The sequence below is a fragment of the Mycobacterium sp. IS-1742 genome (assembly GCF_001500125.1).
Lineage (GTDB): Bacteria > Actinomycetota > Actinomycetes > Mycobacteriales > Mycobacteriaceae > Mycobacterium.
The window spans coordinates 285,150-300,914 of sequence record NZ_LQIV01000012.1; the positions used below are offsets into that span (position 1 = coordinate 285,150).

Sequence of the window (15,765 nt, forward strand, 5' to 3'; positions counted from 1 at the left end):
GTCAGTGTCCCTTCCACTGCGGCGCGCGCTTCTCGCGGAACGCCGCCGGGCCTTCCTGCGCGTCGTCGCTCAGATAGACCGGCTCCCATATCTCGTCGGCCAGGTCGTACGCGGCGGCGAGGTGGTGCTGCGCCGAGAGGTACACGGTGCGCTTGGACGCGAGCACGGACAGCGGTGCGTTCGCGGCGATGCTGAGCGCCAACTGCTGGGTACGCTCGCGTAACTGATCGGCCGGCACCACCTCATTGACCAAGCCGACCTGGTGGGCGCGCGCGGCGGTGATCGGGTCGCCGGTCAGCAGGATTTGCATGGCAACGCGCGGGGGCACCAGCCACGACAGGGGTGTCGCCCACGGCGAACCGCGGCCGACCTTGACCTCGCTGACGGCGAAGGTCGCGTGTTCGGCGGCCACGACCAGGTCGCACTGCTGCGCGAGCAGGAAGCCCCCGGCGAACGCGACACCGTTGACGGCCGCGATCGTCGGCTTCGCGACATCGATGTTGCGGCCGAACTGCGGAGCGAAGTCCTTCGGGGGCACCTTGAGCGCGTTCTGCGCCATCTCCTTCAAGTCCCCGCCGGCGCAGAACGCCTTATCGCCCACGCCGGTGAGGACGAGCACCTTCGCCGCGTCGTCGTCATTGAAGCGGAGTACCGCGTCGATAAGCCCCGTGCGCACAGCGTTGTTCAGCGCGTTGCGCGCCTCGGGCCGGTTGATCGTCAGCCAGGCCACGCTGTCGACGACCTCGTAGCGAATCGGTTGCTCGGCCACCGAGCCTCCGTCCCTCACCGTCGTCTCGCATGTGAGTGGCAGTTCACCCCGGCACCTCGACAAACGGGTCGGCCAGCTCAACGGTGGCTTCACTCGGCACGCACGGACCATCTTCGCTCGAGACGAGCAACTCGAGGTCGACGAGGCGCCGTCCGCCATCGTCGCGTTTGGCCACGACCTTGCCGCTCAGGGTCGCGGTCTGGCCCGGGTAGATCGACCGGATCATTGAGATTCTGCGGCGCCGGATGAGCGCGTCGGGTCCGGCCCATTCGTTGAGGCCGCGGTCGATGAAGCCATGGAAGAAGAGGGTTGACAGGTAGATTGTGCGCTGGCCCTGGCTGCGCGCGTAGTCGGGGTCGTGGTGACCGGGGAACCAGTCCCATGTCGAAGCCGCGTTCATGCAGATGCGCTTGTAGCTGATCTCGATCGAGACGGGCGTCAGGGTGTCGCCGACGGCGATGTCCTCGAACCGCACGGGGAAGCGGACCATGCTGTGCTCGGTGGATCCGTTCATGATGCGCCTTCACTATCGGCGGTGTCGTATCGGAAGAGCACGTTGGTGTTGCGGCCGATGACCTCACCGTGCTGGTCGGAGAACGTACTCACCGTGGTGATGAACACGCCGGTGCCCACCCGCGTCGTCTTCGGCTCGGAGATCGAGGCGATCTCCTCCACGATCGACACGTGATCGCCTACCCGGGGCCGGCGTTCGAACTCCGTCGTCGTCGAGGCGTTGATGATGTGGTGGCCCGGCAACGGGACGCTGAGCGCGAACATCATGTCGGCACGCGCTAGGTACCCGGGCACCCACTGCGGCGCGAAGCCGAGGCTCATCAGCAGCCCGGGCGGGCAGTCCTCACCCTCCCAGTAACGGGGGTTCGCGTCCTCGACGAGCGAGCAGTAGTACAACACCATCGAGCGGTCGATCGGGAACCACGCACGCCGCGGTTCGGAGCGATGACCGACCCACGCCCGGCCTTCGTCGAAGGTCCCGAATGTCATCCCGAGGCCGGTGACGTCGCTCGTTGGCGCGCTCACCGGGCCACCTGCACGACGGCGCTCCCCTTTATCGCGGGTTCGCCGGACTGGCGCGTGACCACGAGTTCGAGGTCTGCCACCTGCTGCCCTCCGGCCTCGCGCACGCCGGTGACCCTGCCGCCGAAGCTGAGCAGGTCACCGGGCCATACCTGACCGGTGAACCGGATGCGGAACGAGCGGATGTTGGCCAGCCCCACCCAGGCGGTCAGCCGCTGGGCGAGCACACCGCCGTGCAGCAGTCCCATACCGAACACACCGGGCATGCCGGCCGCGCGGGCGAACTCCTCGTCATGGTGGATCGGGTTGAAGTCGCCGCCGGACCCGGCGTAGCGGACGATGTGCGAGCGCGTCAGCGGGCCGAACTGTGAGCTCGGCATCTCGTCGCCGGCGGCCAACGCCACCGGCGCGGGGGATGTCGTCATTGGGTGGAGCCTCCGGTTTCGATCAAGACGTCGGTCTGGCGCACGACGAGTTCGTCGCGCTGGTTGGTGAAGTCGGTCTCGATCGTCACGATTGTCATGGTGCCGCCGCGCTTGCCCTCGCGGCTGGTCACGTTCGACACCCGACGCGTCTCGGTGAGCTCGTCGCCGACGACCACCGGCGCGAAATACTCCCAGCCGCACTCACCGTGCAGTACGCGTCGCAGGTCGAGCCCGAGGGCGCCGAACATGTCGTCGTCGGCGCGCCAGTGAGCCGAGGAGACGACGAAGGTCGGCGGAGCGGGGATCGCGCCGAAGCCGGCGGCGCGGGCCGCTGCGGCGTCCTGGTAGATCGGGTCGTGGTCGTCGAGGGACAGCGCGAACTCGCGCACTTTGGACCGGTCGACGGGAAATGTGGTGCTCCCGAGTTGCGTCCCGATGAGCGATGCGTCAGCCACTCTGGTCACCTTTCCCGCCGGCGAAGGCCGGTGCACAATCGCGAATGAGGCTGCCTAGGTTCTCGGCGATGCGCTCGGGCGCGAGGCCGATCGAGGGTGAGTAGAGAACGATGTGGTCCAGCACGCCCTCGTAGCGGCGCAGCCCTTCTCGGACCTCGGCGGCGGTGCCGGCCACCGCCATCGCGTCGATCATGTCGTCGGTGACGGCTGCGAACATGGCCGGCAGGTCACGCCGCGCGAACGCGTCGCGAATCGCCGCCCCCTGCCTGGCGAAGCCGCTCACATCGAGAACGTGTTCGTAGGTCTTCACCGAGGAGTAGAACGCGATCTGCTGCGCGGCCTCACGGCGTGCGATCTGTGGGTCGTCGTGCACCGCGCAGATGACCATCGAGACGATCTCAATGTCGGCGGGATCGCGTCCGGCCCGCTCCGCACCGCGCACGACGGCTGGGCGGGCGACCTCCTCGACGTAGGTCGTGGTGAATAGCGGATGACCGGCCAACCCGTCGGCGACGCGCCCTGCCACCTCGCACATCCGCGGACGCACGCCCGCGGTGATGATCGGGATGGCCCGCTGCGGCGGCGCGACGTCGCCGGTCGGGACGAGATTCATCCGATAGAAGCGACCCTCATGGCGCACGGGGCCCTCGTGCAGGTTCCAGATCCGACGCACGAGCGGGACCAGCTCCTCCATGCGCAGAGCGGGAGCGGAGGTGTCCTCCACGCCGTGCCAGTCGCTCATCATGCGGCGTGTGCCGTTGCCGAGCCCGAGCACGACGCGCCCGCCTGAAAGCTCGTCGAGGTCACGCGCCTCGGTGGCGAGCACGAGCGGGCTGCGCCCGACGCCATACAGGATCGACGACCCGATGCGGCAGCGCTTTGTGCGCGCGGCCATCGCGGCCATCGAGATCGAGCCGGAGCGCGAGTAGAACTCCGAGGCCCAGGCGGCGTCGAAGCCGGCGAGGTCGGTAGCCTCGGCGGTCTCGACAAGGGTGGCCAAGTCCGCGCCGAGCACCGAGACCCCGTACGTGCTCACGACGCCGCCGGCCTGAATCGGACCAGCCCAAGGTCCTCGTTCACCCGCTCGAACACTGCGCGCACTCTTGCGCCGATCGCAACTTCATCGGGGGCCACGCCCTCGAGACTGGCCAACAACTGCGGCCCCTCGTCCAGACGAACGAGCACGACGACGTACGGCTCGCTGCGCGGGAACGAGTCCCACGGGGGGCGGTACACCGGCGCGAAACTGACGATCTCACCAGTACCCGCCGCGGTCTCCCAGGCCAACTCACCGTCATGGCAGACGGGACACACCAGCCGCGGGTAGAGGAACGGGTGGCCGTTCGCGCACCGCTGGAAGACGAGTACGCCGCGGGCCGCTGCTGCGAAGTAGGGACGGTTGACATCGGTCAGCGGCGGCAGCGCCTCAGGATCGTGCAGACCGTCGAGGGAACTCGAAGCTGCGGTCATGACGCTCCCTCCATCACCATGCTGACGTGACTGCACAGCATCGAGCCGTAGCTGTGCACGAACGCGGTGTCCGCCCCGAAGACCTGACGGCCCTCGGCGCGACCGGGACAACTGCCAATAACCCTCGAGGATCTGCGAAATGCCAGAGGAGGTCCCGGTGTGCCCGAACCGGATCAGGCCGCCGTCGGTGTTCACCGGAAGGTCGCCCCCCGGATCGGCGCGGCCGTCACGGTAGAAATCGCCTGCCCCGCCGGGCTTCACGAAGCCCGCCTCCTCCAGGATCATCGCCGGGTTTGAGGCGAAGGCGTCGTAGAGCAAGGCGATGTCGATGTCGGCCGGCGCCCGTCCGGAGCGCTCGAAGGCCATCGGACCCGAACGGGCGGCCCCGGTACGACCCGGGCGGGCCAGCGAGGTCAGAAAACCGTGGGTGTGACCCTCTCCAAACCCGAGCAGGTGTACCGGCCGGTGTTTGCCCGCGCGAGCCCGGCGGGCCGAGCCCAGCACGAGCGCGCCACCGCCCTCGCAGGGAATCGAGCAGTGGTAGAAGTGGAACGGCCCGGCGATCGGGCGGGACGCCAGCACGTCCTCCACAGTCAGGCGTTGTGAGCGGTGCGCGATCGCCGCGGGATTCAGCGCGGCCCACCGGTCCTGCGACGCGGTGACCTCGGCGATGTCCGCCTTGCCCTGTCCCGTCTCGTGCATCCAGGCCTGCGCGATCAAACCGTACAGCGCCGGCACGGAGGGTCCGTAGGGCATCTCGAACGCGTGGTCACACACCAGCGCCATCAGTTCGCGCCCGCCATCGCGGATCGGTGGAAACTTGCCCGCCGACACGACCAGCACCGTCTCGGCCTCGCCCCGGGCGATGACGTTACTCGCCATGCGCGTCATGGCCAGATGGGTCCCGCCGCCAAGCTGACAGGTCATCTGAAGTTTCAGGTTGTGCAGCCCGAGATAGTCCATGAGGTCCTCGGACAGGAAGATCGAACCCTCGTTCGTCATCGGCCCGGCGCACACGAGACCGTCGACCTCGTCTGGGACCACCCCTGCGTCGGCGAGAGCCGCGACCGCGGCGCGCACATGCAATTCAGTGGAGGTGTACGGAACGTTTCTTCCTGGAGCGACTTCGGCGGCACCGATGATGGCCGGCTGGTCGTGTGGCATCCGGACTCCTTCCGACCACGCGTTCAACGCCGGTCCCGACGTGAACGACGGTTAGCATAGCGTGACTAGGGGGTCCGCGTCACCCCCGGCCCGCACCCGCCGCCAGCGCGGTATGGATTCTCTGGATGTCGTTGCGCCTCTTCCCAAGAGGGTGCTGCGATGACCGAAACCCGCGCCGATCGTGTCGTTTCTCGACGATGTCCAGGTGACAGATGAGGCCGATCGCGAAGCCCGCTGGTTCCGGTGGACGCCCGGCACGCGCCCGGGCGGAACTTTGCGCGCTCAGTCGCGCGTTTTTCTGAAGTGGCGCGGTGACCGACCGGTCCACCGTTTGAACGCATGTGTGAAGTTCGTGAGGTCCGCGTACCCGAGTTCTGCCGCGATCTCGCTTACAGACACCGATCTGTCGAGAATTCGCAGAATTGCTCGCTCCTGCAAGAACGACTGACGTAATTCTCGAAAGGTGGTCCCCTCTTCGCGCAGGCGCCGCTTCAACGTGCTCGGGGATATCGAGAGCTCGCCCGCCGTCCGGCTGATGTTCGTTTTTCCGGGATCTTTCTCGAGCAGGTCCCTTACTTTTTCGGAGACCGACGTGTCACGTCGTTGATCGAGAGTTCGCTGCAAATCGGTGACGGCAATCCGGTACGCCACAGGATCGGAGAATCGACAGACCTCCTCCAGCGTAGCCGCGGGAACGTGGACGAACGAGCTGGGGGCGTCGAAGAAGATCCGACCCGCCAACACTTCGTCATGAAGAACCCACGACTCCGGCGCTGAATGACTCAGATGCAGTTCAATATTCGGTACGGCACCCGCGAGCATGTCGAGCAGACGCAACAGCGCCAGCCCACCGTAGGTGACGGCCAGGCAGTTCAGGCCCGCGTCACCGGTGCGACCGGTGAGCCCGATCGTGAGGCCGCGTTCCGTCGAATGGAACGACGGGCTGAGGGCTGTGGTGATCACCGGCAGATAAGCAAGCAACTCGACAACCTCGGCTACCGAGCCCGCGCTGACCAAGGGAACACTGAGTGCCCCAAAGGACGTCAGTTTGGCGTGTTCAGCGAACGCGAAACCCAGACGGGTTCCCTGATCACAATCGAAATCGGAATATATCTCCCTGAACCACCGTAAGGGGACCTGCGCGTCGCGGCCCACCAACATCGACTCGGTGACGTGCTCGCGAACCATGATGCTGCGCAGCGCAATGCTGGCGTCATGCCCCAGCGCCTCACTGTCCAGCATCTGCAGGAAAGCCAGCGCTGGCATACCCGAGTCGTCGAGTTTCACGTGCCTCCCTGCGCGTGAGCTAAAAACACAACTCTTTGACTCCTGCGAGTCTAGCGACGCTGGTCACGCGCGACAACACTAAAAAGAGAAGTTCCAGATTGAGGAGAGTTAATCATGGCAGTCGTCACCTTCGTCTCTCATGACGGCGAGAAGTACGAAGCCCCCTTGGCCGAAGGGCAGTCCTTGATGCAGATTGCGGTCAATAACGCGGTGCCCGGCATCGACGGCGATTGCGGAGGGGAAGCCGCATGCGGAACATGCCACGTGATCGTCGCTCCCGAGTGGTCGGACACGGTGGGACTCTGCGGCGCCAACGAAGAGGAGATGCTCGCGATGAACCCCGAGCGTCAGCGGACGTCGAGGCTGTCCTGCCAGATGGCCGCCTCCGAGGCATGGGATGGCTTGACGGTCGAGCTACCTGAGTTCCAGCTCTGAAACAACGTCATGGATTTGGAGGAAACAATAATGAGTATTCCCGCGGCAGTGGCCGCCAAAGCCCAGTCTGCCGTGCCTCTGGAGCTGCAAATCCGCGGCGCACACCTCTACGACAAGACACGTCGGTGGGTAACCGGAACCAATGGTAAGAAGATCTTCACCGAGACGCCCATTCCTCCGGTCGAGGACGTCGATATCGCCGACATCGATCTCAGCAACCCGTTCCTCTACCGCCAAGGCCGCTGGAAGTCCTACTTCGAACGCGTGCGCAACGAGGCGCCGGTGCATTACCAGGCTCGCAGTCCGTTCGGCCCGTTCTGGTCGGTGACCCGCCACGCGGACATCATCGCCGTCGACAAGAACCACGAGGCTTTCTCCGCAGAGCCGTTCATCATCATCGGGAGACCGCCTCGTTTTATGGACATCGCCATGTTCATCGCGATGGATCCGCCACAACACGACTTGCAGCGCGCTTCCGTCCAAGGGGTTGTCGCGCCGAAGAACCTGCGCGAGATGGAGGGGCTGATCCGCTCGCGTGTCCAGGAAGTGCTGGACGATCTACCGGTGGATCAGCCGTTCAATTGGGTGCACCACGTCTCCATCGAACTGACAGCGCGCATGCTCGCGACCCTGCTGGACTTCCCGTACGAGCAGCGGCACAAGCTCGTGGAATGGTCGGACCTCGCCACCTCCATGGAGCAAGCCAATGGCGGTCCTTCCGACAACGACAGAGTGTTTCGTGGCATGGTCGACATGGCGAAGGGGCTCAGCGCTCTCTGGCATGACAAGGCGGCCCGTACCGCCAACGGGGAGCGACCGGGCTTCGATCTGATCACGATGCTGCAGGCCAACGAGGACACTAAGGATCTCATCGACCGCCCGATGGAATTCCTCGGCAATTTGGTATTGCTGATCGTCGGGGGAAACGACACGACTCGCAACTCGATGAGCGGAGGGGTTCTCGCCTTGAACCAGTTCCCCGATCAGTTCGAGAAGTTGAAGGCGAACCCTGACCTGATTCCCAACATGGTGTCCGAGATCATTCGCTGGCAGACCCCGTTGGCGTACATGCGCCGAGTCGCGAAAAAAGACATCATGTTGAACGGGCAATTCATCCGCAAGGGCGACAAGGTCGTGATGTGGTACGCCTCTGGTAACCGCGATGAGCGTGTCTTCGAGCGGGCCGATGAGTTGATCATCGATAGGAGCAACGCCCGCAATCACATCTCGTTCGGGTTCGGCGTGCACAGGTGCATGGGAAACCGACTTGCTGAGTTGCAGCTTCGAATCCTGTGGGAGGAATTGCTCCCTCGCTTTGAGAACATCGAGGTGGTCGGCGAACCCGAGTATGTGCAATCGAATTTCGTCAGGGGTATCAGCAAGCTGATGGTTCGCCTCACTCCCAGGCCGAGTGCATGACTCCCGAACGAGCGGTGATCGTCGGCGCGAGCCACGCCGGCGCGCAGTTGGCAGCTAATCTTCGAAGGGAGGGGTGGTCTGGGGAGGTCGTGCTCATCGGCGACGAGGGGGGACTGCCCTACCACCGGCCTCCGTTGTCGAAGGGATACCTGGCCGGCAAGAACGGCCTCGACGACCTCCTGATTCGCGGCGCTGATTTCTACGAAAAGCAGCACATTCGACTCTTGAATGCGACCGTGGAGGCGATCCACCGGAGTGCCAAGCGTGTGTCTCTGAGCACCGGCGACACGCTGACGTACACCAAGCTCGCGTTGTGCACCGGCGCAAGGGCCAGACGACTCCCCACACCAGGGGTGGATCTTCCCGGAATTCACTACCTGCGTACCGCTGCAGACGTCGAGTTGATCCGTGCCGCCGCCACACCGGGTCGGAGGGTTGTGATCGTGGGCGGCGGTTACATCGGGTTGGAAACGGCGGCCTCGCTGTGTTCGCTCGGCATGAACGTCACCGTCCTCGAGGCAACCGAGCGTGTACTCGAAAGGGTCACCGCGCCGGAGGTTTCCGCGTTTTACACGCGAATCCACCGCGGCGAGGGAGTGGAGATCCGAACACACGCCCTCGTCGAAGCCTTCTCCGGTAACGGTGGGGTGCAGGAGGTCGTGCTGGCTGACGGCGAATCGATCCCCGCCGACTTGGTCATCGTCGGCGTCGGTGTGGTGCCGAACACCGAGCTCGCCTCGGCCGCAGGATTATCCGTCGACAACGGCATCGTGATCGACGACCAGGCCCGCACCAGCGACCCCGACATCGTGGCCGCCGGCGACTGCACGAGCCACACCATGGCTCGATACGGCTCGCGTATTCGTTTGGAATCCGTATCGAGCGCCGGCGAGCAGGCCAAGATCGCTGCGGCGACAATCTGCGGAAAACACAGCGCAATCGCTGCGCTTCCGTGGTTCTGGTCCGACCAGTACGATCTCAAACTCCAGATTGCCGGTCTCAACGCCGGATACGACGAACTGTTGCTCAGTGGTGACCCGTCGCGTGACCGTGACTTCAGCTGCTTCTACTTCCGCGAGGGCGAACTCATCGCCGCCGACTGCGTCAATCGTCCTCGCGATTTCATGTCCAGTAAGCGGGCCATCAGCCAGCAGCTCCGAGTTGACCGCTCAGAGCTCCTCGCCGGCTCGATCTGACACGAGAGCTTGCTGGCTACAAACTGTGGACAACTCCCAGGTACCTGAGTGCTACGCGGGAGATCCGCTCACCGGTGGTGGCGATGTCCGCGGCGGGGAGTACAACATGACTCACTGTCAGTCGCACCAGAACATCTGCGACCTCCTCAACGTCTTCGGGATCGAGATCGTCGAAGTGGTCGTTAAACCACGTGATCAGAGCCGCGGAGCAGAGCTGAAGCAGGGAAGCCGACGTCGGCAGAAGAGGTAGGACTCCAGTAGACGACGAGCCACCGCGATCATTCCCCGAAGCGTTGGACGTCAGAACTGCCTTGAGGAGCGGGCTGTCTTCTGCTTCACAGAGGGTGAATTGCACCGCTGCGGTGATGCCGCCCCGCACGTCGCCCACGTGTTCGGCAAGGACGGCAAGAATGCCTTCCATAAAGCGCTGGCCCTCCGACACCACAAGCGCGTCGCCGAGCCCCTGTTTGTCGCCGAACTCTTTGTACAACGTCGGGCGGGAGACGCCGACCGATTCGGCAACCTCGCTCATCCGGACCTGATCCCAGCCCTTCTCGATGGCGAGTTCTCGTGTCGCCCTCAAAACCTTTTCGCGCACATGCCGGCGGAAAGACACCCGCACTGGTTCAGTTGGCATAGGAGCAGGATAGGCGCCAGCCCTACATGGGCAGTCAACCGACAGCAGGGTTCATATGGTCCTGTCGAGGAATTCGACGACCGCCGTCGAGAATGCGTCGTTGTTGTCGCCGGCAATCATGTGTCCCGCGCCCGACACGTCAACGGTTTGCGCGTGCGGAACGACGGTCAGGAAATGCCTTACTGTCTCTTCGGAGACGATGTCAGATAGTAGGCCCCGGACCAGCAGCGTTGGCGCGGACACCTGCCGCGCACCATCGAGAAGGAAGGCGCTCATCATCTCGAAGTACTCAGCGCCCTCGTCTGGATCACCCTGCAGGAACTGGAAATTCGACGTCACGAAGGCTGGATCCCATCGCCAGGACCAGCGACCGTCTTCGCGACGGGCGAGGACTTTTCGGAGCCCGTCGAGGTTTTCGGGGCGAGGGCGGTGCGGGTTGTAGGCGGCGATCACGTCAGCGGCCGACTCTAGGCTGTCGAAACCTTCGGGGTGTGCCGACATGAACGCTACGACTCGTCGGGCGCCGTCCATCTCCATTCTCGGAGTGACGTCAACCAGCACGACGGCCTGCCATAGATCCGGCGGGGCGAGCAAGTGTGTTCCGAGAATGGTCAACCCGCCCAGAGATGCGCCGATCGCGGCGACGGGGCGGCCGGAATCGGCGTATGAGCGCACGGCCAATAGGTCGGACCCCAGCCGGTCCATGTCGTAGCGTCCGTCGGGGTCCCAGTCGCTGTCCCCGTGTCCCCTGGTGTCGTACGCGGCCACCGTGTATCCCCGCTGGTGCAGGCGTTGGGCGGTGACGTCCCAGGCGTGTCGGCTTTGACCGCCGCCGTGAAGGAGCAACACGACCGCCCGCGGTGCGTCACAGTGGTAGAGGTCGACGGCCAGCGCCAGCCCGTCTGCCGTGGGCACGCGCTCGACCACAGGAGCCGACGAATCGCCTGTTCTCTTTGCCGACATCAGGAGCTCGTCTTCGGTGCGACGACGGTGACGGTTCCCTGGGCCGCACACACCGCTCTGCCGTCGTTGCAGATGTCGATCCGCGCCACCCCGCTGGTTCTGCCCAGCGCGATGATCTCAGCTGTGGCTACACAGGTGCCGCTGGAGACCGGACGAAGCAGATTCAGTTTGAACTCCGTTGTCGCGACCCAAGATCCCAGTGGAATCACGGGATAAAACACCACGCCGAGGCAGTGGTCGACCATGGCCGATAAGCAGCCCCCATGCAGGTTGCCGAACGGCGTCTTCAGGTCGTCGCGTGCGTCCATCTCCGCGACGAGCCGTCCCGCAGCGAATTCGGTGTGACGGAAGCCGAGGTAACCGGCCAACCCGCCCGTGGTTTCTGCTGCGCTCTTGAGTTGCTCAGCGACCTGTTCGTTGAACGTGGTGAATTGCACAGGCCCTCCTACCTCATCTGCCGTCGAGACATTACTCCATAGATGTCACATCGGTCGAGCGTGGTCACCCGCCAGGATCGCCGGAAGGAGAAACCTCGACAGAAACGCCCGGAGTCCGTCACGACTGCGCTCCCGCGGCCCTCGAACAGTCAGCAGGCTCAGTATCGTGCGGACAACCCACTCGGCGGCGTCGTCGACGGAGACGCCCGGTTCCACGCAACTCCAGTGTCTGGTGAAGATGGGACGCAGAAATTCGGTGACGATTTCGAAGAGGGACGTCGAGGTCCCCGCCGCGAGACCCACGCCGGCTAGTTCCTCGTCGCTGCCGAACAACAATCCGATGATCTCTTCGCGGCGCGCGGCCTCAACCGTGTATTCCACGAAGTCGACGAGCGCGGAGCCCAGGTCGGCGTGCGCCGCGATCCGCGGGCTGATGCGGTCGAGATAGCGCTCGGCGGCGCGAATGATGACGCCCGACATCACCGCCTCCCGACTGGGGAAGTAGCGATACACCGTTGCCCTGGACACACCCGCTGTTCTGCCGATGTCCTCCATAGTCGTGCCCACCACACCGCAACTCTCGAGGCACCGCTCGGCAGCATCGAGCAACCGGTCGCGAGCGGACCCACGATCTGTCGGCGCGGCGGCGCCCCATCTCAACAACCTCGTCGACACACAGCCAGTATGCCGCGCGCGCACACCATTGTGACTTGCCCACGCACATGACACCATCGCAGTTATGTCTCAAGTCAGCCCCGTGGCCCTGAGCGGATGCCGATGCCGATGTTGGTAGAAGCGCGTACCCCGGTTGTCGTCGGCGTGGGCGAAGTTACCCATCGCGGGAACGACTTCGTGGACCCGATCGACTTGGCGGTAGAAGCCGCACGCCGCGCGGTCAAAGACGCAGGTCGCCCGGTCGAGCGGCGCATCGACACCGTCGCGACTCCCGGCATCCTGGTCATACCGCGCGACAATCCCGCCAGCAGGATCGCCGAAGCGATGCACATCAGTCCCGCCCGCCGCATCAGCTGTCCCGTCGGCGGAAACACCCCGCAGTATCTCGTCGAGGTGTTGGGTGGCGAAATACGCGAAGGCCGTGCAGATGTCGTCCTGGTCGTCGGGGCGGAGAGCGGGCATTCCGCACGCAAGCTTCAGGGCAGGGCACTTCTCGACTCGCCGCCCCCACCCCGCTCCGGCGACGAATCCCTGGGCGACGCCCGCCCCGGGCTGAGTCAAGCCGAATTGTCGGTGGGTCTGAGTTGGCCGCACGAGGTGTATCCCATCTTCGAGTCCGCGATCGCCGCGCGCCACGGCCGCGACTTCGATGCTCAACGGGAGTGGCTGGGCACGCTGATGGCACCGTTCACAGCCGAGGCGGCACGCCATCCGGAACAGGCCTGGTTCCCACGCGCACGAAGTGCCACCGAACTCAGCGAAGTCACCGCGGAAAACCGCATGGTCTGCTTGCCCTATCCCAAGTTGCTCAACAGCATCATGTCCGTCGACATGGCTGCCGCCTTCATTCTCATGGCGGCCGAGGTGGCGGACGAATTGGGCGTCGCGCGCGATCGTTGGGTCTTTCCCTGGTCAGCAGCGACTTGCAACGACGTGTACTTCCCCGTGGAACGGCCGGACCTCAGTCGCTCATCGGGTATCGAGGTAGCGGCACGGAAGGCTCTCAATGCGGGGCGGTTGACCATCGACGACATCCGGTGGTTCGATCTCTACTCCTGCTTCCCGTCGGCAATTGAGATGACTGCCGAGGCTCTCGACTTGGACCCCCTCGACGACAGAGGCCTCACAGTAACCGGAGGCCTGCCGTATCACGGCGGTCCCGGAAACAATTACGTCAGCCACTCGATCGTTGAGATGGTCCGACGGTGTAGACGCGACCCAACCGATGTCGGACTCGTCACCGGCCTCGGGTGGTATTCGACGAAGCATTCGGTCGGTCTGTGGTCGGCCACCCCGCCACCAACCGGGTGGCGACTGCTCGACACGGCGGTCGAGCAAGCTCAGATCGATTCATCGAGGTTGGGTGTCGCAGGCGTCGACGAGGCGACCGGTTGCGCGACAGTGGACGGATACACCGTCGTCTACGACCGAGACGGGCAACCTCGATGGACTCCGATCATCGCGCACCTGTCCGACGGGCGAAGAGTCGTCGCACGCAGCGACGATCCGCAGATTGCCGAGGCGATGGGCGGGGAAATGTATGTAGGTAAAACGGTGTGCCTCCGAAACACAGGGTCGTTCACCGGATTCGAGCTTCCATGATCGCCGAGGCGATGGTGCTGACCGGACCGCGGAGTCTGCAGCGGCGCCAGATGATCATCCCCGACGTCGGCGACCGGGGTGCGATCCTGCGAGTTGAAGCATGCGGTCTGTGCGGAACAGATCACGAACAATTCACCGGACACCTGCCTGCCGGCTTCTCATTCGTTCCAGGGCACGAAATCGTCGGCATCGTCGAACATGTCGGCGCTGCGGCCGGCCAACGCTGGGGTGTACAAGCCGGCCAGCGCGTGGCCGTTGAGGTGTTCCGGTCCTGCCGAGACTGCCCCGAGTGCCGCCGCGGCGAATACCGGCGGTGCGCGGTGAACGGCATCGCCACCATGTTCGGGTTCGTCGACGTGGAGATCGGCGCGGGCTTATGGGGCGGATACGCCACCCATGTGGAGCTTCCGTGGGACGCGATGCTGCTCCCGATTGCCGAAGACATGGACCCCGTTCTCGCCACGTTGTTCAACCCTCTCGGGGCCGGTATCCAATGGGGGGCGACTCTTCCCGACACCAAGGCCGGGGACGTCGTAGCGATCCTGGGGCCCGGCATCCGCGGAATCTGTGCGGCGGTGGCGGCCAAAGAGGCGGGAGCCGCGTTCGTCGCGATGACCGGCGTCGGCCCACGCGACGAACAACGACTGGCCATCGCCAGATCATTCGGTGTCGACCTGCCCATCGATGTATCGCAGGACGATGCAGCGACCGCGCTTCAGCGTGAGACAGGCGGACGGCTTGCCGACGTGGTCGTCGACGTCACCGCCAAAGCACCCTCCGCGTTCGCCGATGCCGTCGGCCTTGCCAGGCCCGGCGGCACAATTGTGGTGGCCGGCACCCGCGGAGGAGGCGGCGCGCCCCGGTTTGAACCAGACTTGTTGGTCTATAAAGAATTACACGTCGTAGGCGCACTCGGCGTGGAGTATCCCGCCTACCGGGCAGCCCTCGAGATTCTCGCCATGGGCCGCTGGCCGTTCGACCGGATCACCAGAGAATCAACCGGATTCGCTGGGCTCGCACAGCTGCTCACTTCGCTTGCAGATGAAAGTGCCCGATCAAGTGGGGCGCTCCACAACGTCTTTTTGCCCACGCCCTAACGGCGGTGCAGAGGTTCAACAGAGAGGGCCACCCGTGACCATGGCGGAACGCGTACCGATGCTCGACCGTGAGCAGGCCCAGCTGCGAGCTGCCGAATGTGGGTTGCCCGAAGAGTTGGCAGAGCTGTCGGTATTCCGCGTGGCACTTCATCAGCCGCGTGTGGCGGTTGCGCTGTATGGGCTGCTGGACGCGTTACTCTTCCGCGGTTCCCTTGACGCGCGGCTACGCGAGCTGGTCATCTTGCGCATCGGCTGGATCACTGGCTCCGAATACGAATGGACTCAACATTGGCGAATCGCCACACTGCTCGGCGTGCCTGAGCGTGATCTCCTCGCGGTGCGCGACTGGCAGAATTCCGAAAGCCTCGGGCCAGTCGAGCGTGCGGTCCTCGCAGCGACCGATGATGTGGTACGCGACGGGGTCATCTCCGAGGAAAACTGGGCTGGGTGCCAGAAGGCGTTCAATAGCGATCACGCGGTTTTGGTCGAACTTGTCGGAGCAATCGCCAATTGGCGGCTCTTTTCGATCCTGCTTCGATCTCTGAATATTCCGCTTGAGTCCGGTACCGACGGCTGGCCGCCCGATGGGCGAGCTCCTCGGCGTCGCGATTGAGCGAAAAAGGTGGACCGGTGCTTGACCGAAGCGGTCAGCGCCCCAATCGCCAGACCACGACCCGTGTCGTAGACGGACAAGTCCCC

General features: G+C 64.6%; 18 protein-coding genes and 1 pseudogene. 6 read left to right on the forward strand and 13 right to left on the reverse strand.

All coding sequences use genetic code 11. The features are described 5' to 3' along the window. Position 1 precedes the first annotated feature (1 nt). From AU196_RS09860 to AU196_RS09900, 9 genes and pseudogenes are all read right to left on the reverse strand, one after another. On the reverse strand, positions 2-769 hold the full coding sequence (locus AU196_RS09860; protein ID WP_005086608.1) for an enoyl-CoA hydratase/isomerase family protein: 768 nt from the start codon (positions 767-769) through the stop codon (positions 2-4). A 43-nt stretch (positions 770-812) separates the two neighbouring features. After that, on the reverse strand, positions 813-1,283 hold the full coding sequence (locus AU196_RS09865; protein ID WP_005086609.1) for a hotdog family protein: 471 nt from the start codon (positions 1,281-1,283) through the stop codon (positions 813-815). Continuing rightward, complete coding sequence (locus AU196_RS09870; RefSeq protein WP_005115562.1) at positions 1,280-1,771, reverse strand: FAS1-like dehydratase domain-containing protein; 492 nt, start codon at positions 1,769-1,771, stop codon at positions 1,280-1,282. The genes AU196_RS09865 and AU196_RS09870 overlap by 4 nt, the downstream gene beginning before the upstream one ends. 32 nt (positions 1,772-1,803) lie before the next feature. Then, entirely contained in the window at positions 1,804-2,229 is a 426-nt protein-coding gene (locus tag AU196_RS09875) for a dihydroxy-acid dehydratase (protein ID WP_005086611.1), read from the reverse strand. Next, positions 2,226-2,684, reverse strand: a complete 459-nt coding sequence (locus tag AU196_RS09880; RefSeq protein ID WP_005086612.1) for an FAS1-like dehydratase domain-containing protein — start codon at positions 2,682-2,684, stop codon at positions 2,226-2,228. The genes AU196_RS09875 and AU196_RS09880 overlap by 4 nt, the downstream gene beginning before the upstream one ends. Next, positions 2,677-3,720 (reverse strand): LLM class flavin-dependent oxidoreductase, encoded by a 1,044-nt coding sequence (locus AU196_RS09885; protein ID WP_005086613.1) that lies wholly within the window; start codon positions 3,718-3,720, stop codon positions 2,677-2,679. Before AU196_RS09885 ends, AU196_RS09880 begins: the two co-directional genes overlap by 8 nt. After that, the gene (locus AU196_RS09890; RefSeq protein WP_005061010.1) at positions 3,717-4,154 is read right to left on the reverse strand and encodes a Zn-ribbon domain-containing OB-fold protein; all 438 of its coding nucleotides are present in this window, start codon (positions 4,152-4,154) and stop codon (positions 3,717-3,719) included. The genes AU196_RS09885 and AU196_RS09890 overlap by 4 nt, the downstream gene beginning before the upstream one ends. Beyond that, positions 4,151-5,318: pseudogene (locus AU196_RS26330) on the reverse strand (thiolase family protein). The gene AU196_RS09890 and the pseudogene AU196_RS26330 overlap by 4 nt, the downstream one beginning before the upstream one ends. Positions 5,319-5,600: 282 nt before the next feature. Beyond that, the gene (locus tag AU196_RS09900) at positions 5,601-6,605 is read right to left on the reverse strand and encodes a helix-turn-helix domain-containing protein (RefSeq protein WP_005086614.1); all 1,005 of its coding nucleotides are present in this window, start codon (positions 6,603-6,605) and stop codon (positions 5,601-5,603) included. A gap of 114 nt (positions 6,606-6,719) precedes the next feature. Here AU196_RS09900 and AU196_RS09905 point away from each other — a divergent pair, with 114 nt between their 5' ends. The 3 genes from AU196_RS09905 to AU196_RS09915 are packed head-to-tail and all read left to right on the forward strand — an operon-like array spanning position 6,720 to position 9,655. Continuing rightward, positions 6,720-7,040: a 2Fe-2S iron-sulfur cluster-binding protein gene (locus AU196_RS09905; protein WP_005086615.1), complete on the forward strand. Its 321-nt coding sequence runs from the start codon at positions 6,720-6,722 to the stop codon at positions 7,038-7,040. 30 nt (positions 7,041-7,070) lie between these two features. Then, entirely contained in the window at positions 7,071-8,459 is a 1,389-nt protein-coding gene (locus tag AU196_RS09910) for a cytochrome P450 (protein ID WP_005086616.1), read from the forward strand. Beyond that, a complete protein-coding gene (locus tag AU196_RS09915; protein ID WP_005086617.1) occupies positions 8,456-9,655 on the forward strand; it encodes an NAD(P)/FAD-dependent oxidoreductase in 1,200 nt (399 codons plus the stop codon). The genes AU196_RS09910 and AU196_RS09915 overlap by 4 nt, the downstream gene beginning before the upstream one ends. 16 nt (positions 9,656-9,671) lie before the next feature. On the opposite strand, the gene AU196_RS09920 is transcribed toward AU196_RS09915, so the two are convergent. From AU196_RS09920 to AU196_RS09935, 4 genes are all read right to left on the reverse strand, one after another. Continuing rightward, positions 9,672-10,253, reverse strand: coding sequence for a TetR/AcrR family transcriptional regulator (locus tag AU196_RS09920; protein ID WP_005116470.1), 582 nt, complete (start codon positions 10,251-10,253; stop codon positions 9,672-9,674). Positions 10,254-10,343: 90 nt separating this feature from the next. Next, positions 10,344-11,255: an alpha/beta fold hydrolase gene (locus AU196_RS09925; protein ID WP_005086619.1), complete on the reverse strand. Its 912-nt coding sequence runs from the start codon at positions 11,253-11,255 to the stop codon at positions 10,344-10,346. Beyond that, positions 11,255-11,692, reverse strand: coding sequence for a PaaI family thioesterase (locus tag AU196_RS09930; RefSeq protein ID WP_005086620.1), 438 nt, complete (start codon positions 11,690-11,692; stop codon positions 11,255-11,257). Before AU196_RS09930 ends, AU196_RS09925 begins: the two co-directional genes overlap by 1 nt. 45 nt (positions 11,693-11,737) lie before the next feature. Continuing rightward, a complete protein-coding gene (locus AU196_RS09935) occupies positions 11,738-12,424 on the reverse strand; it encodes a TetR/AcrR family transcriptional regulator (RefSeq protein WP_014850466.1) in 687 nt (228 codons plus the stop codon). A gap of 51 nt (positions 12,425-12,475) precedes the next feature. Between AU196_RS09935 and AU196_RS09940 the strand changes: the two genes are divergently transcribed. Genes AU196_RS09940 through AU196_RS09950 form a run of 3 tightly spaced genes read left to right on the forward strand, consistent with a single transcriptional unit; the run spans position 12,476 to position 15,679 of the window. After that, on the forward strand, positions 12,476-13,969 hold the full coding sequence (locus tag AU196_RS09940; protein WP_005110545.1) for an acetyl-CoA acetyltransferase: 1,494 nt from the start codon (positions 12,476-12,478) through the stop codon (positions 13,967-13,969). Then, the gene (locus tag AU196_RS09945; protein WP_005086624.1) at positions 13,966-15,066 is read left to right on the forward strand and encodes a zinc-dependent alcohol dehydrogenase; all 1,101 of its coding nucleotides are present in this window, start codon (positions 13,966-13,968) and stop codon (positions 15,064-15,066) included. The genes AU196_RS09940 and AU196_RS09945 overlap by 4 nt, the downstream gene beginning before the upstream one ends. A 34-nt stretch (positions 15,067-15,100) precedes the next feature. Beyond that, positions 15,101-15,679, forward strand: coding sequence for a carboxymuconolactone decarboxylase family protein (locus tag AU196_RS09950; protein ID WP_005086626.1), 579 nt, complete (start codon positions 15,101-15,103; stop codon positions 15,677-15,679). The last annotated feature ends 86 nt before the right edge of the window (positions 15,680-15,765 follow it).